We start from the raw sequence: 25,389 nt of genomic DNA, 5'->3' as shown, positions 1-25,389 counted from the left end.
CGGTTGACCCGGGGTACGACCGCCGCCGTCGGCAGCGGGTCCGCCCGGCGGAAATTGGCAGGACCGATGTCAGTGGTGAAACGTAAAGTCGCCCCTGATGCCCAAAAAGCCTGCAGAGCGCACGGACCGGTCCGCCGTGCGCTCCCTCCTGCGCCTGTGGCCCTATGTCCGACCCGTGCGGGTGCGCCTGTTCACGGCCGCCTCCGTGGCGATCCTGGCGTCCTGCCTGGGGCTGGTGATCCCGCTGGTCCTGAAGTGGATGGTGGACGGCCCCGTCGCCGACCGCGATCCGGGCGGGGTGTGGCTGGGGGCGCTGTACCTGCTGCTGCTGGGCATCGCGGAGGCGCTGCTGTTCGGGCTCCGGCGCTGGCTGGTGGCGCGTCCGCTGGCCGGGGTCGAGGCCTCGATGCGGGCGGATCTCTTCCGCCATCTGCAACGGCTGCCGGTCGCGTTCCACGACCGCTGGGCCTCGGGTCAGCTGCTGTCGCGCGGGACGACGGACCTGATGCTGCTGCGGATGTTCCTGGCGTTCCCGCTGACCTTCCTGGTCGTCAACACGGCCACGATCCTGGTCGGATTCGTCATCCTGTTCGCCCAGGACTGGGCGCTCGGTCTGGTGCTGCTGGCGCCCGCGGTGCCGCTGATGATCCTGTGCTCGCTGTTCGAGACGAAGTACTCGGTGGTCGCGCGCCGGGCCCAGGACCAGGTCGGCGACCTCACCACGGTCGTCGAGGAGAGCGTGCTGGGCATCCGCATCGTCAAGGGCTTCGGCCGCCACCGCAGCCAGGCGCGGGCGTTCCGGGCGATGTCGCACCGGCTGCGCACCACGGAGCTGGGCAAGGCACGGCTGCTCGCCGGGATCTGGGCGCTGATCACCGCGATCCCGGAGCTGGCGATCGGCGCGGCGCTGGTGCTCGGCACCATCCAGGTGGCGGACGGGACGCTGTCCGCGGGCACGCTGGTGGCGTTCCTGTCCACGGCGCTCGCGCTGCGCTGGCCGGTGGAGTCGATCGGCTTCCTGCTGGCGATGAGCCAGGAGTCGGCGACCGCGACCGACCGGTACTTCGAGGTGATGGACGTGGCCGAGGAGCCCGGGGCCGCGCCCGCCCGCACGGACGCGCCGGACACCGCCCCCGGGATGGTGTTCGAGGGCGTCGCGTTCCGCTACCCGGACGCGGATCCGGGCTCCCCGCCGGTCCTCGCCGGGATCGATCTGCACATCCGGCCCGGTGAGACGCTGGCCCTGGTCGGGGGTACGGGGTCGGGCAAGACGACGCTCACCGCTCTGGTGCCCCGGCTGCACGAGGTGACCGGCGGGCGGATCACGCTGGACGGCGAGGACATCGCCACGATGGAGCGTTCGCGGCTGCGGGAGCTGGTCTCGGTGGCGTTCGAGGAGCCGACGCTGTTCTCCGCGACGGTCGGCGAGAACGTGACGATGGGCGCGGCGGACGCGGACGAGGAGCAGGTGCGCCGGGCGCTGTCGGTGGCCCAGGCCGACTTCGTGCACGAGCTGCCGCGGGGGCTGGACACCGAGGTCGGCGAGCAGGGCCTGAGCCTGTCCGGCGGCCAGCGCCAGCGCCTCGCGCTGGCCCGCGCCGTGGTCGGGGAGCCGCGCTTCCTGGTGCTGGACGACCCGCTCTCCGCGCTGGACGTGCACACGGAGACGCTGGTGGAGGCCGCGCTGCGGCGGGTCCTGGAGCGGACGACCGCGGTGGTCGTGGCGCACCGCCCCTCCACCGTGATGCTGGCCGACCGGGTGGCGCTGCTGTCGGGGGGCCGGATCGCGGCGGTCGGCACGCATCAGGAGTTGCTGCGCGACAACGCGGAGTACGCCTGGCTGATGTCGGGCGCCGGGGACGAGCCCGCTTCCGGGCCGCCTCCTGCCAGTGCGGGAGACACGCCCGCCGACCCGGTGGACGCCTTGGCCGACCGGGTCGACACGTCCGCCGCACCGCGCCCCGCCACTTCGGTGGGCGCACCCGTCCAGCAGGTCTCCGCCGAGGAGGGCAGTGCCCGATGACCACGACCACCGACGACGCCTCGCTCCCGGCCGCCGACGACGACGGCCCGCCGGGGAGCCGGACCGCGCCCGCGCGAGGGCGCGCCGACGACCCGTTCGACCAGGACGACCTGCCCGCGCCGCCCGGGGCGACCAGGGCGCTGCTGTTCTCGCTGCTGGCCCCGATGCGCGGCCGGGTCGCGGTGTCGGCCCTGCTCCTGGTGGTCCAGCAGGTCGCGATGCAGGCGGGCCCGCTGCTGGTGGCGTACGCCATCGACAGCGGGGTTCCGGCGTTCCGGGACCACGACTACGGGCCGCTGATCGCGGTCGCGATCGGCTACGCGGTGTGCTCCGTCGGCGCGGGCGTCCTCCAGTACGCCTTCATCAGGGCTGCCGCGCGGATCAACCAGGACGTGCTGCTCGATCTGCGCGGCCGGATCTTCCGGCACGCGCAGGCGCTCAGCGTCGACTTCCACGAGCGCTACACCTCGGGCCGGCTGATCTCGCGCTCCACGACGGATGTGGAGTCGTTGCGGGAGCTGCTGAGCGAGGGTCTCCAGGAACTGATCGGCGTGGTCCTGTCGTTCGTGTCGATCGCGTTGGTGCTGCTCTGGCTGGACCTGGGCATCGGCGCGATCGCGACGCTCTCCTTCGTGCCGCTGTATCTGATGGTCCGCCTGTACCGGCGGCGGGCGTCCGTCGCGTTCACGGCGCGGTCGACGGCGATCGCCGCGGTGATCGTGAAGTTCGCGGAGACGATGAACGGCATCCGCCCGGTCCAGGCGTTCCGCCGCGAGCGGAGCAACGACACCGTGTTCACCGCGCTGAACACCCGCCACGAGCGGGCGAACGGCGACGCGATGCTGGAGATGGCGCGCTATGTCATCGGTTCGCGGCTGATCGCGAACACGGCGGTGGCCGGGATGGTGCTCTGGGGCGCCTACCGGGTGGCGGACGGCACGCTGGCGCTCGGGGTGCTGGCGGCGGCGGTGCTGTACATGCGCCGGCTGTACGACCCGATCGACCGGCTGGGGATGTTCCTCAACTCCTACGAGTCGGCGGCCGCTTCGCTGGCGAAGATCGCCGGCCTGCTGGCCCAGACGCCGAACGTCCCGGAGACCGACCGGCCGAGGGAACTGCCGCCGCGCTCGGGCGACCTCCCGGGCCGGGAGGTCACGTTCGACGGGGTGCGGTTCGCCTACCGTACGGGTGGCGAGGTGCTGCCCGCCTTCGATCTGCGCATCCCGGCGGGCCGGACGGTGGCGGTCGTCGGGTCGACGGGCGCGGGCAAGTCGACGCTGGCGAAGCTGCTGGCCCGCTTCTACGACCCGACCGAGGGCCGGGTCCTGCTGGACGGCACCGACCTGCGCGACCTGGACACGGCCGAGCTGCGCCGGGGCGTGGTGATGGTGACGCAGGAGGCGTTCCTGTTCTCCGGGACGGTCGCGGAGAACATCGCGATCGGCCGCCCGGACGCCACCCGCGAGGAGATCGAGCACGCCGCGAAGGCGATCGGCGCGCACGACTTCATCGCCGCCCTGCCGGACGGCTACGACACGGACGTACGCAAGCGGGGCGGGCGCATCTCGGCGGGCCAGCGGCAGTTGGTCGCGTTCGCCCGGGCCCTGCTGGCGAATCCGGCGGTGCTGATCCTGGACGAGGCGACCAGCTCGCTGGACGTCCCCGGCGAGCGGGCCGTGCAGCGGGCCATGGACACGGTGCTGCACGGTCGTACGGCGGTGGTGATCGCCCACCGGCTCTCCACGGTGGAGATCGCGGACCGGGTGCTGGTGATGGAGCACGGCCGGATCGTGGAGGACGGCGCACCCGCCGAACTGATCGGCGGGACGGGCCGGTTCGCGGGGCTGCACCGGACGTGGAAGGACAGCCTGGCCTGAGCGGGATCGGGTTGCAGGTTCCACGTTCTGGTGCGCACCGTAGCGATGAATCGCGCACTGGACGCGCACGTTCGAGGTTCAGTGCGCACCGACTCCTGACGGTAGCCGTCTTCCCCTCATGGCGCCGAGGACGAGGTGGGTGCCGCCATGTCCGACGCGGCCTACTCCGTCCCGTAGGCCGCCCACGGTCCGAGGGTGAATCCACCGCCTTCTTGCCGGACTTCCACGGCACCCGCCCCGCCGAAGTGTGCAGGAACGACCAACTCCCTCTCGGTGGAGGCTCGTTCGAGAACGCGGTGGCGGCTGGCCACCGCTTGTTCCGTATCCAGACAGAAGCAGCTGTTGCAGGAGGGTGTGAGGATCTGCACCGGGCTGTGCAGAAGGTCGCCGACGAAGACCGCCCGGTCGCTTCCGGACGCGAGCCGCAGTACGGATGAGCCGGGCGTGTGGCCCGGCGCGGACTCCAGAGTGAGGTGTTCGTCGATGCGGTGGGCGCCGTCCCACAGGACGGCCTGCCCGGCCCGGTTTCGTCCCGCTCCGGGGAAGCATCGCTCTTCCCGGCGCAAGAATGGATGCGGAGTTCACGCGTGCCCGGATCGCGACGGTCCTGGACTCGAGCCCGGAGTTCTGGCTCTCTTCGCCTGAGGATCGCGTACTCGTGGAGTTCTCCTTCAGTGGTTCACTGACGGTGGCCTCGTTGCCGGATTCATGACCTCGGCCCTCCTCCAGGGCGGGAGCACCATCCACACCGATCCGGTACGCGGTCATCGCCTGGGGCCGCTCGGCCACGGCACCGCACCCTGCGGGACCGCGCCGCCCCGGTGCGCCGACCGTAGAGGTGCGAACGCTGCCGGGCGTCCGTACGCGTACTCCGTGGCTCACCCCGGCAGCAGCCGTACCGCCGCGTCCCTCAGCCGGGTGCGCTCCGTGCTCATGAAGCGGTGCAGGGTCCGCGAGCCGAAGGCCGTCCGCTGGGCGCTGCGGCGGCGCTCGCGGTCGTAGGCGCGCAGGGCCCCCGCGATACCCGCGGGCCCCGGGGGCGCGGCGGCCAGCGCACGGCTCAGGGAGTCCGCGTCGAGGATCGCGGTACAGGCGCCCTGGCCGAGGTTGGGCGTCATCGCGTGGGCCGCGTCGCCGACCAGCGCGACGGGGACGGGGCGGGCGTCGGCGGGGGCACGGGAGGCGGGGCGGGCGTCGGCGACGAAGCTGGGCAGGGCCGGGTACAGGTGGAGCATGTCGTAACGGATCCAGGTGGCCGGGTCGGTGGCGTCCAGGATGCGCGGGACCGGGTCGTGCCAGCCGGCGAAGGAGGCGCGCAACTCCTCGACGGTGGTGGCCTCGGGCACGGTGGCGTACCAGTTGGTGCGGCCCGGCTCGACCGGGGTCATCCCGAAGAACCGGCCGCTGCCCCAGGTCTCGCCGTACACCGGGCTCTCGAGGTCGGCGGTGCCGATCCAGGCGACGGTGCCGATCCCGCGCGGGCCGCTGCGGCCGCCGAAGCGGGCGGTGCGAACGGCGCTGCGGATGCCGTCGGCGCCGATCACCAGGTCCTGTCCGGCGGCGCGGGCGTCCACGTCGGTGACCCTCTCGCCGAGCTTGAGCGGGACGTCGCCGAAGGTGTCGAGGGCGGCGACCAGGGCGTCGAGCAGGCGGAAGCGGGGGATGAGGAGTTCGGGGCGGCCCGCCTTGCGTTCGATGCGCTCCAGCGGGAGGCGGGCGATCGACGTCCCGTCCGGGGTGCGGATGTGCGCGTCGCGGTAGGGCACGGCGTGGTCGCGCAGCGCTTCGCCCACGCCGAGCCGGTCGAGTGCGGACTGCGCGGTGGGGTGGATGCCGAAGGCCCCGCCGTACCGCTCCAGTTCGGCGCGCCGCTCCAGCACCGTGACCGACCAGCCCGCGCGGCGGAGTCCGATCGCGGTCGCCAGCCCGCCGATGCCCGCGCCCACCACGGTCGCCGTTCCTGTCATGTCGCACTCCCGAGCTCGTTCGGACCGTGCGGAGGAGCACCGCACAGAGAACCACCACACTTGTGGTACCACGGCTGGGGTAGCATCGGCAAGGAGAGGCCGAGGGGGCGGCAGCCGTACGGGAGTGAGGGAGCGCGCGTGAATCCGGACCGGCGGGACCGGCTGCGGGACGCGGCCGTCGAGGTGCTGGCCGGGGAAGGCGGGCGCGGGTTGACCCACCGGGCCGTGGACCGGGCGGCCGAGGTACCGCCGGGCACCGCCAAGAACTACTTCCCGACCAGGGACGCGGTGCTCCGCGCGGCGGCGGAGCGGTGCCTGGAGCAGTACCTCGCGCTCACCGCGCGACTGGCCTCGGCCCCGGGGCCGGCGGACCGCGAGGGCCTGACGGCCCTCTTCCGCTCACTCCTGGAGAACGTCGCGGGACCGGGCCGCTCCCGACTGCTGGCGGTGCTGGAACTCCAGGCCGAGGCGACCCGGCGCCCCTGGCTGTCCGGCATCCTCGACCCGATGGCGAGCGGTGACTTCGTGGGCATGGAGCTGGCCCAGCGCTCCGCCGGACTGCCCGTCACCCCGCAGCGGGCCGCCGTCGTCACCCTCGCGCTGCACGCGGCGATCCCGCACCTGCTGACGAACGGCCCGGCCACGCTCGCAGCGGCGGGGCTGGACGACGTGGACCGCTTCGTACGCGACCTCCTGAACGCGGTGTATCCGACGGACGCGAGCGGCTGAGCGCCGCCGCACTCGACGCCGCGCGCGCCCACCCGGACGCCACGACCGTCCGAGCACCACGACTGGCCGACCCTCCGAGCGCCACGTCCGCCCCCGCGCCGCGCCCTGACGGACCGGCGCGTTCCGGCGTGTGAATCTGGCCAGAACCCGACGCCGTCTCATCAGGCGGTCACCCCACCCCTTCCCGGCTGCGACGCCGCGGTGCCCTTCGCGCACAAAACCTGTGACCACCCTGTGAATGCCGGGCTTCACAACTCCCGGTAACACTGCGGCAATGATCGGCGAAACGTCCGCTTAACGAACATGACCTTTCCGGCAACGAACGAAAACCGGCCAACTTGTTGACGCGGTCCTGACAGGTGCAGTCATCTGCTGACACTCTTCACCCCGTTCTGCGCACCGCCTGCACCGTCCGGACGGCTCGTCCAGCGCCGCCGGTACCCCCCTCGCAGAAGGAGTCCGCGTGAGATCCACGCCCAGCCGTCGCGCCACCGCGACCGGCGCTCTGATAGCCGCAGCAGCCCTCATAGCCGTCGCCGTTCCGTCCGGCGCCGCGACCGCCACCTCCGCTCCCGCCTCGGCCCCGCTCGGCGGCATCACCGCCGGCACGAAGGCCGACCCGGGCGCCCTGCCCGCCAAGCTCTCCCCCGCCCAGCGCGCCGAGCTGCTCAGCGAGGCGAACGCCACCAAGGCGGCCACCGCGAAGGAGCTCGGCCTCGGGTCCACGGAGAAGCTCGTGGTCCGCGATGTCGTCCAGGACCGCGACGGCACGACGCACACTCGCTACGAGCGCACCCTGGACGGGCTGCCCGTCCTGGGCGGCGACCTCGTGGTCAAGGAGTCCGCGGCCGGGGCGACCGAGGGCGTGGCCAAGGCGTCGAAGGCGACCAGCGCGCAGCTGAAGGCCGTCGGCCTCACCGCCGACGTGGCCCCGGCAGCGGCCGAGAAGCAGGCGCTCGGCGCGGCGAAGGCCGAGGGCTCGAAGGCGAAGAAGGCGGAGAACGCCCCGCGCAAGGTGGTGTGGCTGGGCAGCGGCTCCCCGCAGCTCGCGTACGAGACCGTGGTCGGCGGGCTCCAGCACGACGGCACCCCGAACGAGCTGCACGTCCTCACGGACGCCGCCTCCGGCGAGAAGCTCTACGAGTGGCAGGCCGTCCACAACGGCACGGGCAACACGCAGTACAACGGCCAGGTCACCCTGGGCACCGCGCCCTCGTACACCCTGACCGACACCACGCGCGGCAACCACAAGACGTACAACCTGAACCGGGGCAGCTCCGGCACCGGCACCCTGTTCTCCGGCCCGGACGACGTCTGGGGCGACGGCACTCCGCAGAACGCCGAGACGGCCGGCGCGGACGCCCACTACGGCGCGGCCGAGACGTGGGACTACTACAAGACCGTGCACGGCCGCTCCGGCATCCGCGGTGACGGCGTCGGCGCGTACTCCCGCGTCCACTACGGCAACAACTACGTCAACGCGTTCTGGCAGGACAGCTGCTTCTGCATGACGTACGGCGACGGCAGCGGCAACGTCAAGCCGCTGACCTCCCTGGACGTGGCCGCCCACGAGATGACGCACGGCCTGACCTCGGTCACGGCCAAGCTGGTCTACAGCGGCGAGTCCGGCGGCCTCAACGAGGCCACCTCCGACATCTTCGCCGCGGGCGTGGAGTTCTACTCCAACACCACCCAGGACCCGGGCGACTACATGGTCGGCGAGAAGATCGACATCAACGGCGACGGCACCCCGCTGCGCTACATGGACAAGCCGTCCAAGGACGGCGCGTCCAAGGACGCCTGGTACTCGGGCATCGGCAACGTCGACGTCCACTACTCCTCGGGCCCGGCGAACCACTGGTTCTACCTGCTCTCCGAGGGCAGCGGCGCCAAGACCGTCAACGGCGTCAACTACGACTCGCCGACCTCCGACGGGCTCCCGGTGACCGGCATCGGCCGGGACAAGGCGCTGCAGATCTGGTTCAAGGCGCTCACCACGAAGTTCACCTCCACGACCAACTACGCCGCCGCCCGCACCGGCACGCTCGCGGTCGCCGGTGAGCTGTACGGGGCCACCAGCCCCGAGTACGCGGCCGTGGCCCACGCCTGGGCCGGCGTCAACGTGGGCGCCCGCCCCGGCGGCGGCAACCCCGACCCGGGCGGCAAGGTGTTCGAGAACACCACCGCGGTGACCATCCCGGACGCCGGCGCCGCCGTCACCAGCTCGGTCACCGTCTCCGGAGTGGCCGGCAACGCGCCGAGCACCCTCAAGGCGGACGTGAACATCACGCACACCTGGCGCGGTGACCTGGTCGTCGACCTGGTGGCCCCGGACGGCACCGCCTACCGGCTGAAGAACTCCTCCTCCGGCGACTCCGCGGACGACGTGGTGGCGACCTACACGGTCAACGCCTCGTCCGAGGTGGCCAACGGGGTCTGGAAGCTCAAGGTCCAGGACATCGCCCGTCAGGACACCGGGCGGATCAACAGCTTCAAGCTCACCTTCTGACCCACCGGGCCCATCGGCCCGCGGGGATCACACGGAGAACGGCCCGGGAGGGGTTCGCCCCCTCCCGGGCCGTTCGCCGTGGCGCGCGCTCAGCGCAGCAGGACGCCCGCGCCCTCCCCCGCCGCCTCGGCCGGCAGCGCGACCAGGCCCAGTTCGGCGCTGGTGGCCAGCAGCGGGTGGGCGGGCAGGACGCGCACGGTGTAGCCGTACGGCCCCGTCCGGTCCAGCGCGAGCGGCCCCTCGTACAGCCAGCGGTCCTCCAGGTCCTGGCCGCCCGCCGGCTTCAGCGGGAAGGTCTGCGCGTCCGCGATGGCGTCGCCCGAATCGACCCGGCCCGCGAACACCTGGACCTCCACGTCGTCCGGGTCCAGGCCGCCGAGCGCGATCCGCGCCCGCAGCGCCAGAGCGGCGCCGAGCTCCGCCGAGCCGCCCGCCGCGGTGTCGGTCACCGACTCCACATGGTCGACGGAGACCCCGCGCCAGGCCGCCCGGACCTTGGCCTTCCACTGGGCGAGATCCCGCGCGGCCCCGGGATCCAGGGCCCGCCGCGACTGCGCGGCGGGGGTGTACAGGCGCTCCACGTACTCGCGCACCATCCGCCCCGCGAGCACCCGCGGTCCGAGATTGACCAGCGTGGAGCGGACCATCTCGATCCAGCGGTCGGGCAGCCCCTGGGCCCCCCGGTCGTAGAAGCGCGGGGCGACGCGGTCCTCGATCAGGGCGTACAGGGCGTTCGACTCCAGCTCGTCGCGGCGGTCCTCGTCGATCGCCGAGCCGTCGGCGGTGGGGATCTCCCAGCCGAAGTCCGGGTCGAACCACTCGTCCCACCAGCCGTCGCGCACGGACAGGTTGAGGCAGCCGTTCAGCGCCGCCTTCATCCCGCTCGTACCGCACGCCTCCAACGGGCGCAGCGGGTTGTTGAGCCAGACGTCGCAGCCCGGGTAGAGCTTCTGGGCCATGCCCATCCCGTAGTCCGGGAGGAAGACGATGCGGTGGCGGACCCCCGCGTCGTCCGCGAACCTCACCAGCTCCTGCACCAGCCGCTTGCCGCCGTCGTCGGCCGGGTGGGCCTTGCCCGCGACGACGATCTGGATCGGGCGGGTCGGGTGCAGCAGCAGCGCCCGCAGCCGGTCGCGGTCGCGCAGCATCAGTGTGAGCCGCTTGTACGAGGGGACGCGCCGGGCGAAGCCGATCGTCAGGACGTCCGGGTCGAGGACGCCGTCGATCCAGCCCAGCTCGGCGGTGCCCGCGCCGCGCCGGCGCCAGGAGGCGTAGAGCCTGCGGCGGACCTCGGTGACCAACTGGCCGCGCAGGTCCCGGCGCAGGTCCCAGATCTCCTGGTCGCCGATGCCGGTCACCGCGTCCCAGCGGCGCGGGGTGCCGCTCCGCGAGGAGGCCTCGTCGGCCACCGGGCCGCCCGCCGGCACCTGGTGGGCGCGGCCCTCGCCGACCTGGCCCGCGCCGAGCCGGAACACCTCGGGGGCGACCCAGGTCGGTGCGTGGACCCCGTTGGTGACGGAGGTGATCGGCACCTCGGCGGGGTCGAAGCCCGGCCAGAGCCCGGAGAACATCTCCCGGCTGACCGCCCCGTGCAGGGTGGAGACGCCGTTGGCGCGCTGGGCGAGCCTCAGGCCCATCACCGCCATGTTGAACAGCTCAGGCTCACCGCCGGGGTACGTCTCGGTGCCGAGCCGCAGGATCTTCTCGACGCCGACGCCGGGCAGCTCGCCGTCGTCGCCGAAGTGACGGGCGACGAGCCCCCGGTCGAAACGGTCTATCCCGGCGGGCACCGGGGTGTGGGTGGTGAAGACCGTCCCGGCCCGGACCACTTCCAGGGCGCCGTCGAAGTCGAGTCCGGTGGCGGCCAGTTCACGGATGCGCTCCAGGCCGAGGAAGCCGGCGTGGCCCTCGTTGGTGTGGAACACCTCCGGTTCCGGTGTGCCGGTCAGCCGGCACCAGGTGCGCACCGCGCGCACCCCGCCGATGCCGAGCAGCATCTCCTGGAGCAGACGGTGGTCGCTGCCGCCGCCGTACAGCCGGTCGGTGACGTCGCGTTCGCCGGGGGCGTTCTCCTCGACGTCGGAGTCGAGCAGGAGAAGCGGCACCCGGCCGACCCGGGCCAGCCAGACACAGGCGTGCAGCGAGCGCCCGCCGGGCAGGGCCAGCACCACCCGGGCGGGGGCGCCGTCGGCCTCGCGGACCAGGTCGAGCGGGAGTTCGTTGGGGTCCAGGACGGGATAGTGCTCCTGCTGCCAGCCCTCGCGCGAGAGGGTCTGGCGGAAGTAGCCGTGCCGGTAGAGCAGGCCGACGCCGATGAGCGGGACGCCGAGGTCGCTGGCGGCCTTGAGGTGGTCGCCGGCCAGGATGCCGAGGCCTCCGCTGTACTGGGGCAGTGCCGCGGTGACGCCGAATTCGGGTGAGAAGTAGGCGACGGCGGAGGGCAGTTCGGCTCCGGCGGCCCGCTGCTCCTGGTACCAGCGGGGGCCGTCCAGATATTCGGCCAGATCCGCGGAGGCCTCGGCGAGGCGGCCGAGGTACTCCTCGTCCCCGGCCAGTTCGGCGAGCCGCCCGGCGGACAGCGAGCCGAGCAGGCGTACGGGGTCGGCGTCCGCGGGCCGCCAGCCCTCGGGGTCGGCGGACCGGAAGAGCTCACGGGTCTCGGTGTGCCACGACCAGCGCAGGTTGTGCGCGAGGTCGTGGAGAGGTCGGAGGGGTTCGGGGAGGACTGGACGCACGGTGAATCGACGAATGGCCTTCACGTACTCCACCTTTACAGGGGACTTGCGCATCCGGGCGGACGCACCACGGTGTGCGTCCCTTCCGTCACCCCTGAAGGTAGCGGCCGTCCGTGGCGGCCCGCCACGGCGCGCGGACGGCGCGCGAGGTCCCGACGCGGCCGGTACCCGCCTCCCCACAGACGCACCTCGTGTCCCGCCCGTGATCCCCCGTCACTCCGCTCACCTGGGGGTTTGGCCGATTTCACCCCCGTACGCAGCCTTGTGGACCTCCCTGTCACAGGGAAGGCTGCCGTGTGGCGCCGCAGAGCGGGTATCCGGAACCCGTGGAGGCGCTTCGGGCTTCCCCGAGGACTGTCCCGGACAGCCCTCGGCCCACCGGGGGCGTGCGCGCCGCGTGCGGCGGGGCCCGGGCGGTCGACTACGACCGAGTAGTTAACACAGCGCCGCATTTCCCACTCGCGGACGCGGGGAAGGCTTCCCCGGTACGCGGCACGACCCGGCCCGCAGACGTTCTCCGTGCACCCCGAAACATGCACGAAACCCCCGCGACCCACCCATTCGAGTGCCATTCGAGTGAACGCGGACAGGAGCGGCCATGCCCACAGCCCGTCAGCAGACAGCTGAGCAGCTACAAAGGACAGATCCCCGTCCTCGCGGCACACGCGGTCGGTCCTCCGCGCCCGTGCCGTCCCCCGTGCACGCCGAGCTCCTCCAGCCCTCAGGTGATTCCATGATCGGTCGTATTCCCGTCCTGGACGTCCGTCCTCTCGTCGACTGCGGCAGACGGGCGGCGAAGGCCGTCGCCGGTGAGACCTTCCAGGTCAGCGCCACCGTCTTCCGTGAAGGCCATGACGCGGTCGCCGCCAACGTCGTGCTGCGCGATCCGAGCGGACGGGTCGGGCCGTGGACGCCGATGCGCGAGCTGGCGCAGGGCACGGACCGGTGGGGGGCCGACGTCACCGCGACCTCCGAGGGCCGTTGGACGTACACGGTGGAGGCCTGGAGCGATCCGGTCACCACCTGGCGGCAGCACGCCGCGATCAAGATTCCGGCGGGCATCGACACGGACCTGGTGCTGGCCGAGGGCGCGGCGCTGCTGGAACGTGCCGCGGCGGGCGTCCCGAAGAAGCACGGCCGCGAGGCGGTGCTGGCCGCGCTGGACGCCCTGCGCGACACGGCCCACCCGCCGGCCGCCCGGCTGGCCGCGGCCCTGACCCCGGCCGCCGAGGCGGTGCTCGCCCGCTATCCGCTGCGCGAACTGGTCACCCGCTCCAAGCCACTGGCGGTGCGGGTGGAGCGCGAGCGGGCGCTGTTCGGCTCGTGGTACGAGCTGTTCCCCCGCTCGGAGGGCGCGAAGCGGGTGCCGGTGGACCCGGCGGACACCTCGCCGGACGCGGAGAAACGCCTGGTGAGCGGCACCTTCCGGACGGCGGCCGAGCGGCTGCCCGCGGTCGCCGCGATGGGGTTCGACGTCGTGTACCTGCCGCCGGTCCACCCGATCGGGACGACGCACCGCAAGGGCCCGGACAACAGCCTGACGCCAGGGGAGCACGACCCGGGCGTGCCGTGGGCGATCGGTTCGCCGGACGGCGGGCACGACGCGGTCCACCCGGAGCTGGGGACGCTGGAGGACTTCGACCACTTCGTCTCCGTGGCCCGCAATCTGCGGATGGAGATCGCGCTGGACTTCGCGCTCCAGTGCTCGCCGGACCACCCGTGGGTCAAGGAGCACCCGGACTGGTTCCACCACCGCCCCGACGGCTCGATCGCGTACGCCGAGAACCCGCCGAAGAAGTACCAGGACATCTATCCGATCGCCTTCGACAAGGACATGCGCGGCCTGGTGGCGGAGACGGTACGCATCCTGCGCTTCTGGATGGACCACGGCGTGCGGATCTTCCGGGTCGACAACCCGCACACCAAGCCGGTGGTCTTCTGGGAGAAGGTCATCGAGGAGGTCAACGGCGCCGACCCCGACGTCATCTTCCTGGCGGAGGCGTTCACCCGCCCGGCGATGATGCACACCCTGGGCGCGGTCGGCTTCCAGCAGTCGTACACGTACTTCACCTGGCGCGACACCAAGCAGGAGCTGACGGAGTACGTCACGGAGCTGGCCGGCGAGGCCGCCTCGTACATGCGGCCCAACTTCTTCGTGAACACCCCCGACATCCTTCCCGGCTTCCTCCAGGAGGGCGGCCGCCCGGCCTTCGAGGCACGGGCGGTCCTGGCCGCGACGCTGTCCCCCTCCTGGGGCGTGTACGCGGGATTCGAGCTGTGCGAGAACACTCCGGCCAAGCCGGGGAGCGAGGAGTACCTGCACTCGGAGAAGTACGAACTGCGCCCGAGGGACTGGGAGTCGGCGGAACGCGAGGGCCGCACGCTGACCCCTCTGATCACCTCGCTGAACCGGATCCGCCGGCGTAACCCCGCTCTGCGGCAGCTGCGCGACGTCCACTTCCACCACACCGACAACGAAGCGCTGATCGCCTACAGCAAGCGCTCCGGAGCGAACGCCGTCCTGGTGGTCGTGAACCTCGACCCGCACCACACCCAGGAGGCCACGGTCTCGTTGGACATGGAGCGGCTCGGCCTCTCATGGCACGAGCGCGTACCGGTGCGCGACGAGCTCACCGGCGATACCTACCACTGGGGCAGGGCCTTCTATGTGCGTCTGGAGCCGGGCATCACGCCCGCGCACATCGCCGTCCTGCGACCGTCCCCGCCGACCGGAGGGTCACCCACACCATGATCGTCAATGAGCCTGTCCACGACACGTTCGAGGACACTCCCGCCAAGGACCGCGATCCCGACTGGTTCAAGCGCGCCGTCTTCTACGAGGTGCTCGTCCGGTCCTTCCAGGACTCCAACGGCGACGGAATCGGCGACCTCAAGGGCATCACCGCCAAGCTGGACTACCTCCAGTGGCTCGGCGTCGACTGCCTCTGGCTGCCACCGTTCTTCAAGTCGCCGCTGCGCGACGGGGGCTACGACGTCTCCGACTACACCGCCGTCCTGCCGGAGTTCGGCGATCTCGCCGACTTCGTGGAGTTCGTGGACGCCTCGCACCAGCGGGGCATGCGCGTCATCATCGACTTCGTCATGAACCACACGAGCGATCAGCACGAGTGGTTCCAGCAGTCCCGCACCGACCCGGACGGGCCGTACGGCGACTACTACGTCTGGGCGGACGACGACAAGCAGTTCCAGGACGCCCGGATCATCTTCGTCGACACCGAGACGTCCAACTGGACCTTCGACCCGGTGCGCAAGCAGTACTACTGGCACCGCTTCTTCTCGCACCAGCCGGACCTCAACTACGAGAACCCGGCGGTGCAGGAGGAGATCCTGGCGGCCCTGCGGTTCTGGCTGGACCTGGGCATCGACGGCTTCCGGGTCGACGCGGTGCCCTACCTCTACCAGCGCGAGGGCACCAACTGCGAGAACCTCCCCGAGACCCACCACTTCCTCAAGCGGGTCCGCAAGGAGATCGACGCCAACTACCCGGACACCGTGCTCCTCGCCGAGGCCAACCAGTGGCCGGAGGACGTCGTCGACTACTTCGGCGACTACGAGCAGGGCGGGGACGAGTGCCACATGGCGTTCCACTTCCCCGTGATGCCGCGGATCTTCATGGCGGTGCGCCGCGAGAGCCGCTACCCGGTCTCCGAGATCCTGGCGAAGACCCCGGCGATCCCGAAGAACTGCCAGTGGGGCATCTTCCTGCGCAACCACGACGAGCTGACCCTCGAAATGGTCACGGACGAAGAACGCGACTACATGTACGCGGAGTACGCCAAGGACCCGCGGATGCGCGCCAACATCGGCATCCGGCGGCGGCTGGCCCCCCTGCTGGACAACGACCGCAACCAGATCGAGCTCTTCACCGCCCTGCTGCTGTCGCTGCCCGGCTCCCCGATCCTCTACTACGGGGACGAGATCGGGATGGGCGACAACATCTGGCTGGGCGACCGGGACGCGGTGCGCACCCCGATGCAGTGGACGCCCGACCGCAACGCCGGGTTCTCCTCCAGCGATCCGGGACGGCTCTACCTCCCCACGATCATGGACCCGGTCCACGGCTACCAGGTCACCAACGTCGAGGCGTCGATGGCCTCGCCGTCCTCGCTGCTGCACTGGACCCGCCGGATGATCGAGATCCGGAAGCAGAATCCGGCCTTCGGTCTCGGCGAGTACACCGAACTGCCCTCCTCCAACCCGGCGGTGCTGGCGTTCACCCGTGAGTACGGGGACGATCTCGTCCTGTGCGTGCACAACTTCTCGCGGTTCGCGCAGCCGACGGAACTGGACCTGCGATCGTTCGACGGACGTCATCCGGTGGAACTGATCGGCGGGGTACGCTTCCCGGCCATCGGCCAGTGGCCCTACCTGCTGACCCTTGCGGGACACGGCTTCTACTGGCTCCGGCTGCGCAAGGACGCGCCGCCGGCCTGAGCTCCGCCGGCCCCGTGCGGGACGGTTTCCACCGTCCCGCACGGGGCACCCTGACCCCAGGAAAAGGCCTTGGGCCTCCACGGTTCCGGCGCCTTCGGACTTCACCGTTCCGCCGTTCGAGTCCGTAAGGGCTCTCCTGACCCGACACGTCCCGCACAGCCGGACAGCCATTGCCGCAATCCGGGACACTCTTCGCATCCTGTGGTGTGCCCGGGGAAAGGACGCGATGCCATGTCGGAGGCTGCATCCACTCACGTCGCCCTGGCGAAGAGCACGAGGAACAGCGCAACTCCCAGAATGACGACGGACGGCGATCTGCTCCCGTCCCTCGCCCCGCTGCTGCACGCATGGCTGCCCCGGCAGCGGTGGTTCGCCGGCAAGGGCAGGCCGGTCACCGGCTTCTCCCTGGTCTCGGCCACCGAGATGCTGCCGCTGGACGGCACGGCGGGCCCGGGACTGCTGCACCTGCTGCTGCGGGTCGAGCAGCCCTCCCAGCAGGCCCGCCCGGCCGAGGACTGCTACCAACTGCTCCTCGGTGCAAGAACGTCACTGCCACCACTCCTCGCGGGCGCCCTGATCGGCCGGGTGGAGCGGGGTCCGCTCGCCGGACGGACCGTCTACGACGCGCTGCACGATCCGCGGCTGGCCGATCTGCTGCTGGAACGCCTCCGCAGCCCCGGGAGCCTCGGCTCGCTGCGCTTCGAGGGGACCGCCGCGATCCCGGCCGGCCTCACGCCCCGGGTGCTGGACGCCGAGCAGTCCAACTCCTCGCTCGTCTACGGGGACGCGTTCATCCTCAAGATCTTCCGGCGCGTCTTCCCGGGCACCAACCCGGACCTGGAACTGCCGCTCGCCCTCGGCGGCGAGGGGTGCGCACGAGTGCCGGCCCCGGTCGCCTGGTTCGAGACGCCAGGACCCGAACCGCTCACCCTGGGCGTCCTCCAGCCCTTCCTGCGGGGCGCGCGCGACGGCTGGCAGCTCGCGCTGACCGCGCTCGCCGCGGGCCGCGACTTCCTCACCGAGGCACGGGCGCTGGGCCGGGCCACCGCCGAGGTGCACACCGCGCTCGCCGCCGCGCTGCCGACCGCGGCGCTGCGCGGCACCCAGACCCGGCAGCTCGTCGCCGAGATGACCCGGCGGCTGGAGACCACCGCCCAGGCGGTACCGGCGCTCGTGCCGCACGTCCCCGGGCTGCGCGCCGCGTTCGAGGCGGTGACGGACCTCGGGGTACGGGGCAGCGGCTGGGCGCAGCAGCGGGTGCACGGAGATCTCCACCTCGGGCAGACGCTGCGCTCCGCCGACGGTTTCTGGTCGCTGATCGACTTCGAGGGCGAACCGTCCCGTCCGCTGCCCGAGCGCCGCATGCCCGCGCCGCCGGTCCGCGATGTGGCGGGCATGCTGCGGTCCTTCGACTACGCGGCCCGCTCGCACCGCCCGTGGAACCCGGAGTGGGCGGCCCGCTGCCGTACCGCCTACTGCGAGGGCTACGCGCAGACGTCGGGCAGCGACCCGCGCGGCGAACCGGAGCTGCTGCGCGCCCATGAGACCGACAAGGCCGTGTACGAGGTGCTGTACGAGGCCCGGCACCGCCCCGACTGGCTGCCGGTTCCGATGGCGGCCATCCAACGGCTGGCCCGGTCCGCCGCGGCCTGATCCGCACCCCCACGCACCTCCCCACCACCCCGCGCTCTCCCCCCTTCACCCTCCGAGGAGGCTGTCCCTGTGACCGCCCGCAAGCCGTCCCGCAAGGCATCCCGCAAGACCGTCGAACTGCCCGCCGAACTGCCCGCCGAGCTGCCCGCCGAGATCCTTGCCGAGGCACCCGTCGAAGCCGCCGTCGACGTGGTGGCGGCGCCGACGCCCGCGACCACCGCGAAGGCCCCGCCCGCCGAGCGCGCCCGGCCCCGGCGCGCCGACGCGGGCCCGCCGCGCCCCCGGCGGGCCGCCGACGGCCAGGGCGCCCGCCCCGCGCCGGCCCTGGACGGCGCGGACCGGGGCCGGCTGCTGGCCGGCGACCACCACGCGCCGCACGACGTGCTCGGCGCGCACCCGGTCCCGGGCGGAGTGCTCGTCCGGGCGCTGCGGCCGTTCGCGCGGTCCGTCACGGTGCTGGCGACCGGACTGCGGGCCGAGCTGCACGACGACGGCGACGGCTTCTTCTCCGGTGTGCTGCCGGTGCCGGAGGCCCCCGCGTACCGGCTGGAAGTGGCGTACGACGACAACACCATCGAGGTGGAGGACCCCTACCGCTTCTGGCCCGCGATCGGCGAGCTGGATCTGCATCTGATCGGCGAGGGCCGTCACGAGGAGCTGTGGCGGGCGCTCGGCGCGGAGCCGATGGAGCACCAGGGGGTCACCGGGACCCGGTTCACCCTCTGGGCCCCGAACGCGCGCGGCGTGCGGATCACCGGTGACTTCACCTACTGGGACGGCACGGGCTTCCCGATGCGTTCGCTCGGCTCGACCGGGGTGTGGGAGCTGTTCCTGCCCGGGGTCGGCGAGGGCGCGCTGTACAAGTACGACATCTGCCGGCCGGACGGTTCGCACACGGTGCGGGCCGACCCGATGGCCCGGCGCACCGAGGTGCCGCCCGCGACCGCCTCGATCGTCACCGCGTCGCACCATCAGTGGCAGGACGCCCACTGGATGGCGCACCGGGGCGACCGGCCCGTCCATGACGCCCCGTTCTCGGTGTACGAGGTCCATCTCGCTTCCTGGCGACCCGGCCTGACGTATCGTCAATTGGCGGAGCAGCTGCCGGCGTACGTCAAGGACCTGGGCTTCACGCACGTCGAGCTGATGCCGGTCTCCGAGCATCCCTTCGGGGGATCCTGGGGCTATCAGGTCACCGGGTTCTACGCGCCGACCTCGCGGATGGGGACCCCGGACGACTTCCGCTTCCTGGTGGACGCGCTGCACCGGGCGGGCATCGGCGTGATCATGGACTGGGTTCCGGCGCACTTCCCGCGCGACGACTGGGCGCTGGCCGAGTTCGACGGGCGGCCGCTGTACGAGCACTCCGACCCGCAGCGTGCGGCGCACCCGGACTGGGGGACGCTGGAGTTCGACTACGGCCGCACCGAGGTCCGCAACTTCCTGGTCTCCAACGCCACTTACTGGTGCGAGGAGTTCCACATCGACGGACTCCGGGTCGACGCGGTGGCCTCGATGCTCTATCTCGACTACTCCCGCGAGGACGGCCAGTGGTCGCCCAACGAGTTCGGCGGGCGGGAGAACCTGGACGCGGTGGCGTTCCTCCAGGAGATGAACGCGACGGTCTACCGCCGCAACCCCGGTGTCGTCACCATCGCCGAGGAGTCCACCGCCTGGGACGGCGTCACCCGCCCCACCGACGGCGGGGGCCTGGGCTTCGGGCTGAAGTGGAACATGGGCTGGATGCACGACTCGCTCCAGTACATCGCCAAGGAGCCGGTCCACCGCAAGTACCACCACGACGAGATGACGTTCTCGATGGTGTACGCGTACAGCGAGAACTACGTGCTGCCGATCTCGCACGACGAGGTGGTGCACGGCAAGCAGGCGCTGGTGAGCAAGATGCCCGGCGACTGGTGGCAGCAGCGCGCCAACCACCGCGCCTACCTGGGCTTCATGTGGGCCCACCCCGGCAAGCAACTGCTCTTCATGGGCCAGGAGTTCGCCCAGGGTGCGGAGTGGTCCGAGGGGCACGGCCCGGACTGGTGGCTGCTGGACCCCTCCTACGGGGCGTCCGGCGACCATCGCGGGGTGCGGACCCTGGTCGGCGACCTGAACGCGGTGTACGGGGCGGTGCCCGCGCTGTGGCAGCGCGACACCGTGCCGGAGGGGTTCAGCTGGGTGGACGGCGGGGCGGCCGAGGACAACGTGTTCGCGTTCCTGCGGTACGACGCGGACGGCTCCCCGCTGCTCGCGGTCTCCCACTTCTCCCCGGCGGTCCGGAGCGACTACCGCCTCGGGGTGCCGGAGACCGGCGCCGAGGGCTGGGTGGAGGTCCTGAACACCGACGCGGCCCGTTACGGCGGCGGCGACGTGCGCAACGAGGAGCCGCTGAAGGCGGAGGCGGTGCCCGCGCACGGCCGCCCGTGCAGCATCTCGCTGACGCTGCCGCCGCTGGCCACGGTGTGGTTCCGCCCCGCGTAGCCCTCCCGGTGTGAACGGCCCGGGGCCCGTACCGCGTCGATGACGACGTGGCGCGGGCCCCTCCGCGTCGCGGCGGGTCAGCGATCGGCGGCCATCACCTCGACGATGCTCGACCAGGACTCGGAGCCGTGGCCCTGGGCGATCGCCCGGTCGGTGATGCCCTTGAGGGCGGCGAGGTGCGAGACGTCCAGGCCGCGGCCCTTCGCGGTGTGCAGGATGTGGTCGACGCTGGCCGCCATCATGGCGAGGTTCGCGCCCTCGCCCGTGTACGTACGCGTGTCGATGTCCTGCGCCGTGTACGCGGCGATCGGCGGCAGGATGCCCGCGATCGTGTTGAGGTACGGGGCGAGCGACGCGCCGTCGATGCCCTCCGCGCGGGCCAGCGCGAAGGCGTGGACGAGACCGCCCATGGCCCCGTAGAAGAAGTCCAGCATCGCCATGTCGTAGGCGGCGGCGAGCCCGTGGTCCCCGCCGAGGAAGGTGGCGGGCGCGCCGAGCGCCTTGAGGGTGGACTCGTGCGCCTCGAACGCGGCCCGGTCGCCGGAGTGGAACACCAGCCCCTCCGCCGAGCCGACCACGCTCACCGGCACCATGATCGCACCGTCGAGGTAGGCCAGGGAGTGCTTCTCGGCCCAGGCGGCGGCCTGCCGCGAGCGGGCCGGGGTGTCCGAGGTCAGGTTGACCAGGACCCGACCCGCCAGGGCGGCGGCCAGCGGTTCCAGGACCGCGTCGGAGGCGTCGTAGTCGACGAGGCAGACCACGACGAGGCCGCTCGCCCGTACGGCGTCCTCGGCCGAGGCGGCCCGCACCGCGCCCCGTTCCACGAGGTCCTCGCCCTTTCCGGGGGAACGGTTCCAGACGGTGGTGGGGTGGCCGGCGGCCAGGAAGGCGCCGACTAGGGCGCTGCCCATGTCGCCGAGGCCGAGGACGGTGACAGGGGTGGGTTCGGTGGTCGTGTTCGCTTGCGTCATGGGGACCATGCTGGGCGGACGAACAGGCGCTGACCAGAACCCACTTGACTGTCAGATACGCACTTTCGGGGAAGCGTCCAGCTCAGAGCGGTCGCAGCTCGGAGCTGGCGCGGTTCGGTCAGGCGCGGTTCGGTCAGGCCGGCGCGAGGACGTCCTCCAGTTCCTTCAGAAGCCCGCGCTTGGGCCGGGCGCCGACGATCGACTTCACCGGCTCGCCCGCCCGGAAGACCATCAGGGTCGGTGTCGCCAGCACGCCGTACCGTACGGTGATCGCGGTTTCGCGGTCGACGTCGAGCTGGACGATCCTGATCCGGTCGGCCTCCTCGCGGGCCATCTCCCTTAGCACCGGCGCGAGTTGGCGGCACGGTCCGCACCAGTCGGCGGTGAACTGGACCAGCACGGGCAGCGCGGATTTCAGCACCTCCGCCTCGAAGGTCTCTTCGGTGACTTCGGTGACTTCGGTGACTTCGGTGACTTCGGTGACGCCTTCGGTCCGGATCATGGGTGTCCTTCCAGTTCGCAGCGGGGCGCCGGTCCACCGGGCTGCTCGGCCGACGCCTCCAGTTCGGCTCGGGCCAGCTGTGCACCGACCTCGGCGCGCACCGACGTGAGCCGGCCGATCAGCCCGTCCAGCTCGTCGAGCTTGCGCCGGTAGACGGCGAGCGAGGCGGGGCAGGAGTCCCCGGCCGGGTGACCGGCGCGCAGGCAGTCGACGAAGGGCCTGGTCTCCTCCAGGTCGAACCCGAAGTCCTGCAGGGTCCGGATCTGCTGGAGGAGACGCAGGTCGTCCTCGTCGTAGCTGCGGTAGCCGTTCTCCGCGCGCCGCGCGGGCAGCAGCCCGCGCGACTCGTAGTAGCGCAGCGTCCGCGTCGTCGTCCCGGCCTGTTCGGCCAGCTCCCCGATTCGCATGGGACGAACGTATTCCTTGACGCCGACGTCAACGCAAGGGCTTCGGCGCCGCGCCGTCAGTTGGCGCGGGCCGCCGACCGTCGGCGCACGGCCCAGACGATGCCGCCGCCCGCGGCGACCGCCGCGGCCGCCATGCCGACGAGCGGCGCGGTGGAGTCCGATCCGGTCGCGGCGAGGTTGCCGCCGGTCGTCTGCGGGGTCGCGCCGCCGGCCGTCGAGCCGCCCGTGCCGGCGGAGCCGCCGGTGGTGCCGGTGGTGCCGGAGCCGCTCGTGGAGCCGGTGGAGCCGGAGCCTCCGGTGGACGAGGAGCCGCCCGTACCGCCCGTACCACCGCCCGTACCACCGCCCGTACCGCCGGTCGAACCGGTGGAGCCGGAGGTGTCCGAGCCCTTGCCTGTGTCGATCACGATCTGCGCGGTGTCATTGGCCGCGTTCCGGTCGAAGGGGCGCTCCTGCCCGCTGAAGGAGACCTCGCCGGTGGTACGGCCGACCGCCTTGTCGATGCGCAGGACGAAGGGGTAGCTCTCGCCGCCGTCCACGTCCACCCAGGACTGCGAGGTGCCGCAGCTGTAGTGCGTCTTGGTGACCGCGTCGCAGTATCCGTGCGCCTTGACGACGGAGGTGCCCTTCGGGATCCGGATGTCGACGGTGGTCACGCTCTCGTCGCGGGTGCCCTGCACGCGGGCGGGGCCCTTGTTGGCGAACTTCACCGTCGCGGTGACCTTGTCGCCGACCTCGCCCTTCAGCTCGGCGCCGGTCAGGCCGAAGTCGGCGGTGTTCGCCGCCGTGACGTCGGCCGATGCGGCCGATTGGGGGTGGTTCTTCCGGTCGGCGTCGGTGGCCGGGTTCTTCTCGACCAGCGTGAGCGGGTCGCCGGTGCCCTGTACCGGATCGGTGGAGCCGCTGTCGCCCTCGTCCGGGTCCGGCTCGGTCACGCCGATCGTCACCCGCAGGTCGTCGTTGAGCGCGGAGTCGAGCGCCTTGAGGGAGAGCGGCTTGTCCGTCCCGTAGACGACGCCCGGCTTCAGCGGCTGGTCGATCTTGCAGGCGGCGACGTGCGAGTCGGGCATCTCGTCGTAGGACGGGATCGTGTAGTAGCTGCAGTTCTTGTGCATCTCGTCCGCCTGGAGACCGGGCGACACGGCGTACGTCACGTAGGAGACGGGCACCTCCTCCGTCCCCTTGTTGAGGAAGGTCAGCGGTGTGGAGAACGCGCTTCCGGCCTGAACCCCCTTGATCGGCGCGATCGTTCCGACGCCGAGGTCCGGCTCCGGCTCGGCGGCGAGCGCCGGCACGGCGCCCAGCGCCACCAGCGCTGCGGCGGCTACGGCGGCGGTCCCGCCGCGCAGGGTACGGCTGCGGGAAGGGGGGAAGCGCATGGAAGTCCTTCGGTCGTGGGGCTCGTGGAACGGACTGTGGTCCTTCACCCCCCAAGACCGCCACCGGACGAGGAGGGTTGTGCGGTCCGGAGCGGTCGTGACAGAACACGGACACAAGGCACCAGTACCGGACACGGAAGCCGAGGACACCCGTACCGGGGGTACGGGTGTCCTCGGGTGGGGGGCGCCGCAGCGGCTGTGGGGAGTGCGGTGACCGTGGGGGCGCGGCGCCGGGTCAGACCTTCGCGGGCTGCTCCGCGGTGTCCCGCTGCTCGGGGACCTCGCCGGAGCCTGCTGCCGGGGCGTGGTCGTCGACGAGGGTCTTCTCGTCGAACGGGACCCGGCCCGCGAGCACCTCGTTCACGCGGTCCTTGTCGATCTCCTTGGTCCAGTGGCCGACCAGCACCGTGGCGACCGCGTTGCCCGCGAAGTTGGTCAACGCGCGGGCCTCGCTCATGAAGCGGTCGATGCCGACGATCAGACCGACGCCGTCGACGAGTTCGGGGCGGTGCGACTGGAGTCCGCCGGCCAGGGTCGCCAGGCCCGCGCCGGTCACGCCCGCCGCGCCCTTCGAGGCGATGACCATGAAGACCAGCAGCGAGATCTGCTCGCTCGCGCTCAGCGGATCGCCCATCGCGTTGGCGATGAACAGCGAGGACATCGTGAGGTAGATCGCGGTGCCGTCGAGGTTGAAGGAGTAGCCGGTCGGCACGGTGATGCCGACGACGGGCTTGCTGACGCCCAGGTGCTCCATCTTCGCGATCAGCCGCGGCAGGGCCGACTCGGAGGAGGAGGTGGACAGGATGAGCAGGAACTCGCGGCCCAGGTACTTCAGCAGCGAGAACAGGTTCACCCCGGCGACCAGGCGCAGGATCGCGCCGAGCACCACGAAGACGAACAGCGCGCAGGTGACGTAGAACCCGATCATGATGATCGCCAGGGACTTCAGGGCGTCGAGGCCGGTCTCGCCGACCACCGCGGCGATCGCGCCGAACGCGCCGACCGGGGCGGCCCACATGATCATGGCGAGGATGCGGAAGACGAGGCGCTGGATGTGGGTGATGCCGCGGATGATCGGCTCGCCGGTCGAGCCCATCGCCTGGAGCGCGAAGCCCGCGAGCAGCGCGACGAGCAGGGTCTGGAGGACCTCGCCCGCGGTGAAGGCGGAGACGATAGTGGTCGGGATGATGCCCAGCAGGAAGTCCACGGTGGACTCGCTCGCGCCCGAGGCCTGCGCCTCGCCCGCGGCCCGCGCCTGCTCGGTGATGTGGAGGGTGGAGCCGGGCTCCAGGACGTTGCCGACGAGCAGGCCGATGGCGAGGGCCACGGTCGACATGACCAGGAAGTAGCCCAGCGCCAGACCGCCGACCGCGCCGACCTTGGCGGCCTTGCGCACCGAGCCGACGCCCAGGACGATCGTGCAGAAGATGATCGGCGAGATCATCATCTTGATCAGGTTCACGAAGCCGGCGCCGATGGGCTTCAGCTCGACGGCCACCCCGGGGGCCGCGAAGCCCACCAGGATGCCGAGCGCCACGGCGGCGATCACGGCGATGTACAGGTAGTGGGTGCGGTCCCGTTGTTTGGCTGCCACAGCCATGGTGGGGCTCCTCGGCTCGGTCATAGCGTGTGCCCCCGTCCCTGGGGGCTCCGGCGACTATCCACCGCCCTGTGACCCCGGTCACCCTTGCGTTCATA

Annotated in this window: 15 protein-coding genes and 1 pseudogene; 8 read left to right on the top strand and 8 right to left on the bottom strand. The window is 71.8% G+C overall.

The genetic code is table 11. The features are described 5' to 3' along the window. The first annotated feature begins 97 nt into the window (after positions 1 to 97). Together ACIRJT_RS21255 and ACIRJT_RS21250 are read left to right on the top strand one after the other, a co-directional pair. Positions 98 to 2,023, top strand: coding sequence for an ABC transporter ATP-binding protein (locus tag ACIRJT_RS21255; protein ID WP_403911348.1), 1,926 nt, complete (start codon positions 98 to 100; stop codon positions 2,021 to 2,023). Next, positions 2,020 to 3,900, top strand: coding sequence for an ABC transporter ATP-binding protein (locus tag ACIRJT_RS21250; protein ID WP_403911346.1), 1,881 nt, complete (start codon positions 2,020 to 2,022; stop codon positions 3,898 to 3,900). Before ACIRJT_RS21255 ends, ACIRJT_RS21250 begins: the two co-directional genes overlap by 4 nt. Positions 3,901 to 4,061: 161 nt before the next feature. On the opposite strand, the pseudogene ACIRJT_RS21245 reads toward ACIRJT_RS21250, so the two are convergent. Together ACIRJT_RS21245 and ACIRJT_RS21240 are read right to left on the bottom strand one after the other, a co-directional pair. Continuing rightward, a pseudogene (locus tag ACIRJT_RS21245) lies at positions 4,062 to 4,427 on the bottom strand (MBL fold metallo-hydrolase); the annotation flags it as partial. Between the two features lie 351 nt (positions 4,428 to 4,778). Then, positions 4,779 to 5,867, bottom strand: a complete 1,089-nt coding sequence (locus tag ACIRJT_RS21240; RefSeq protein ID WP_403911344.1) for an FAD-dependent oxidoreductase — start codon at positions 5,865 to 5,867, stop codon at positions 4,779 to 4,781. A 138-nt stretch (positions 5,868 to 6,005) separates the two neighbouring features. On the opposite strand from ACIRJT_RS21240, the gene ACIRJT_RS21235 reads away from it, so the two are divergent. Beyond that, positions 6,006 to 6,596 (top strand): TetR/AcrR family transcriptional regulator, encoded by a 591-nt coding sequence (locus tag ACIRJT_RS21235; RefSeq protein WP_403911343.1) that lies wholly within the window; start codon positions 6,006 to 6,008, stop codon positions 6,594 to 6,596. Positions 6,597 to 7,059: 463 nt separating this feature from the next. After that, positions 7,060 to 9,105, top strand: a complete 2,046-nt coding sequence (locus tag ACIRJT_RS21230; RefSeq protein WP_403911341.1) for a M4 family metallopeptidase — start codon at positions 7,060 to 7,062, stop codon at positions 9,103 to 9,105. A gap of 89 nt (positions 9,106 to 9,194) precedes the next feature. On the opposite strand, the gene glgP is transcribed toward ACIRJT_RS21230, so the two are convergent. After that, positions 9,195 to 11,864 (bottom strand): alpha-glucan family phosphorylase, encoded by a 2,670-nt coding sequence (glgP, locus tag ACIRJT_RS21225; RefSeq protein WP_403911339.1) that lies wholly within the window; start codon positions 11,862 to 11,864, stop codon positions 9,195 to 9,197. A gap of 709 nt (positions 11,865 to 12,573) precedes the next feature. Between glgP and ACIRJT_RS21220 the strand changes: the two genes are divergently transcribed. From ACIRJT_RS21220 to glgB, 4 genes are all read left to right on the top strand, one after another. After that, the gene (locus ACIRJT_RS21220; RefSeq protein ID WP_403911337.1) at positions 12,574 to 14,592 is read left to right on the top strand and encodes an alpha-1,4-glucan--maltose-1-phosphate maltosyltransferase; all 2,019 of its coding nucleotides are present in this window, start codon (positions 12,574 to 12,576) and stop codon (positions 14,590 to 14,592) included. Next, positions 14,589 to 16,295: a maltose alpha-D-glucosyltransferase gene (treS, locus tag ACIRJT_RS21215; RefSeq protein ID WP_403911336.1), complete on the top strand. Its 1,707-nt coding sequence runs from the start codon at positions 14,589 to 14,591 to the stop codon at positions 16,293 to 16,295. Before ACIRJT_RS21220 ends, treS begins: the two co-directional genes overlap by 4 nt. 231 nt (positions 16,296 to 16,526) lie before the next feature. Beyond that, the gene (locus ACIRJT_RS21210) at positions 16,527 to 17,948 is read left to right on the top strand and encodes a phosphotransferase (protein WP_403911334.1); all 1,422 of its coding nucleotides are present in this window, start codon (positions 16,527 to 16,529) and stop codon (positions 17,946 to 17,948) included. Positions 17,949 to 18,017: 69 nt separating this feature from the next. After that, positions 18,018 to 20,432: a 1,4-alpha-glucan branching enzyme gene (gene glgB / locus ACIRJT_RS21205; protein WP_403911332.1), complete on the top strand. Its 2,415-nt coding sequence runs from the start codon at positions 18,018 to 18,020 to the stop codon at positions 20,430 to 20,432. 77 nt (positions 20,433 to 20,509) lie between these two features. Here the strand turns inward: glgB and ACIRJT_RS21200 are convergent, their stop codons facing one another. The 5 genes from ACIRJT_RS21200 to ACIRJT_RS21180 form a co-directional block, all read right to left on the bottom strand. After that, the gene (locus tag ACIRJT_RS21200; protein ID WP_403911330.1) at positions 20,510 to 21,403 is read right to left on the bottom strand and encodes an NAD(P)-dependent oxidoreductase; all 894 of its coding nucleotides are present in this window, start codon (positions 21,401 to 21,403) and stop codon (positions 20,510 to 20,512) included. Positions 21,404 to 21,536: 133 nt separating this feature from the next. Then, the gene (gene trxA / locus ACIRJT_RS21195) at positions 21,537 to 21,905 is read right to left on the bottom strand and encodes a thioredoxin (protein ID WP_403911328.1); all 369 of its coding nucleotides are present in this window, start codon (positions 21,903 to 21,905) and stop codon (positions 21,537 to 21,539) included. Then, the gene (locus tag ACIRJT_RS21190; protein ID WP_403911326.1) at positions 21,902 to 22,312 is read right to left on the bottom strand and encodes a MerR family transcriptional regulator; all 411 of its coding nucleotides are present in this window, start codon (positions 22,310 to 22,312) and stop codon (positions 21,902 to 21,904) included. The genes trxA and ACIRJT_RS21190 overlap by 4 nt, the downstream gene beginning before the upstream one ends. Positions 22,313 to 22,368: 56 nt before the next feature. Further along, positions 22,369 to 23,691, bottom strand: coding sequence for an LAETG motif-containing sortase-dependent surface protein (locus ACIRJT_RS21185; RefSeq protein ID WP_403911324.1), 1,323 nt, complete (start codon positions 23,689 to 23,691; stop codon positions 22,369 to 22,371). Between the two features lie 235 nt (positions 23,692 to 23,926). Further along, positions 23,927 to 25,291, bottom strand: coding sequence for a cation:dicarboxylate symporter family transporter (locus tag ACIRJT_RS21180; protein WP_403911322.1), 1,365 nt, complete (start codon positions 25,289 to 25,291; stop codon positions 23,927 to 23,929). Positions 25,292 to 25,389: the final 98 nt, after the last annotated feature.

Source organism: Streptomyces sp. NPDC102283, from assembly GCF_044766265.1.
Lineage (GTDB): Bacteria > Actinomycetota > Actinomycetes > Streptomycetales > Streptomycetaceae > Streptomyces.
The sequence above is the reverse complement of the archived record's forward strand: the minus strand, read 5'-3'. Positions and strand labels throughout refer to the sequence as shown.

Coding starts and splice junctions, on each gene's coding strand:
- ACIRJT_RS21220 (WP_403911337.1), top strand. CDS start 12,574: ATGATCGGTCGTATTCCCGTCCTGGACGTCCGTCCTCTCGTCGACTGC.
- ACIRJT_RS21200 (WP_403911330.1), bottom strand. CDS start 21,403: ATGACGCAAGCGAACACGACCACCGAACCCACCCCTGTCACCGTCCTC.
- ACIRJT_RS21190 (WP_403911326.1), bottom strand. CDS start 22,312: ATGCGAATCGGGGAGCTGGCCGAACAGGCCGGGACGACGACGCGGACG.
- treS (WP_403911336.1), top strand. CDS start 14,589: ATGATCGTCAATGAGCCTGTCCACGACACGTTCGAGGACACTCCCGCC.
- ACIRJT_RS21240 (WP_403911344.1), bottom strand. CDS start 5,867: ATGACAGGAACGGCGACCGTGGTGGGCGCGGGCATCGGCGGGCTGGCG.
- ACIRJT_RS21250 (WP_403911346.1), top strand. CDS start 2,020: ATGACCACGACCACCGACGACGCCTCGCTCCCGGCCGCCGACGACGAC.
- ACIRJT_RS21210 (WP_403911334.1), top strand. CDS start 16,527: ATGTCGGAGGCTGCATCCACTCACGTCGCCCTGGCGAAGAGCACGAGG.
- ACIRJT_RS21180 (WP_403911322.1), bottom strand. CDS start 25,291: ATGGCTGTGGCAGCCAAACAACGGGACCGCACCCACTACCTGTACATC.
- trxA (WP_403911328.1), bottom strand. CDS start 21,905: ATGATCCGGACCGAAGGCGTCACCGAAGTCACCGAAGTCACCGAAGTC.
- ACIRJT_RS21255 (WP_403911348.1), top strand. CDS start 98: ATGCCCAAAAAGCCTGCAGAGCGCACGGACCGGTCCGCCGTGCGCTCC.
- ACIRJT_RS21185 (WP_403911324.1), bottom strand. CDS start 23,691: ATGCGCTTCCCCCCTTCCCGCAGCCGTACCCTGCGCGGCGGGACCGCC.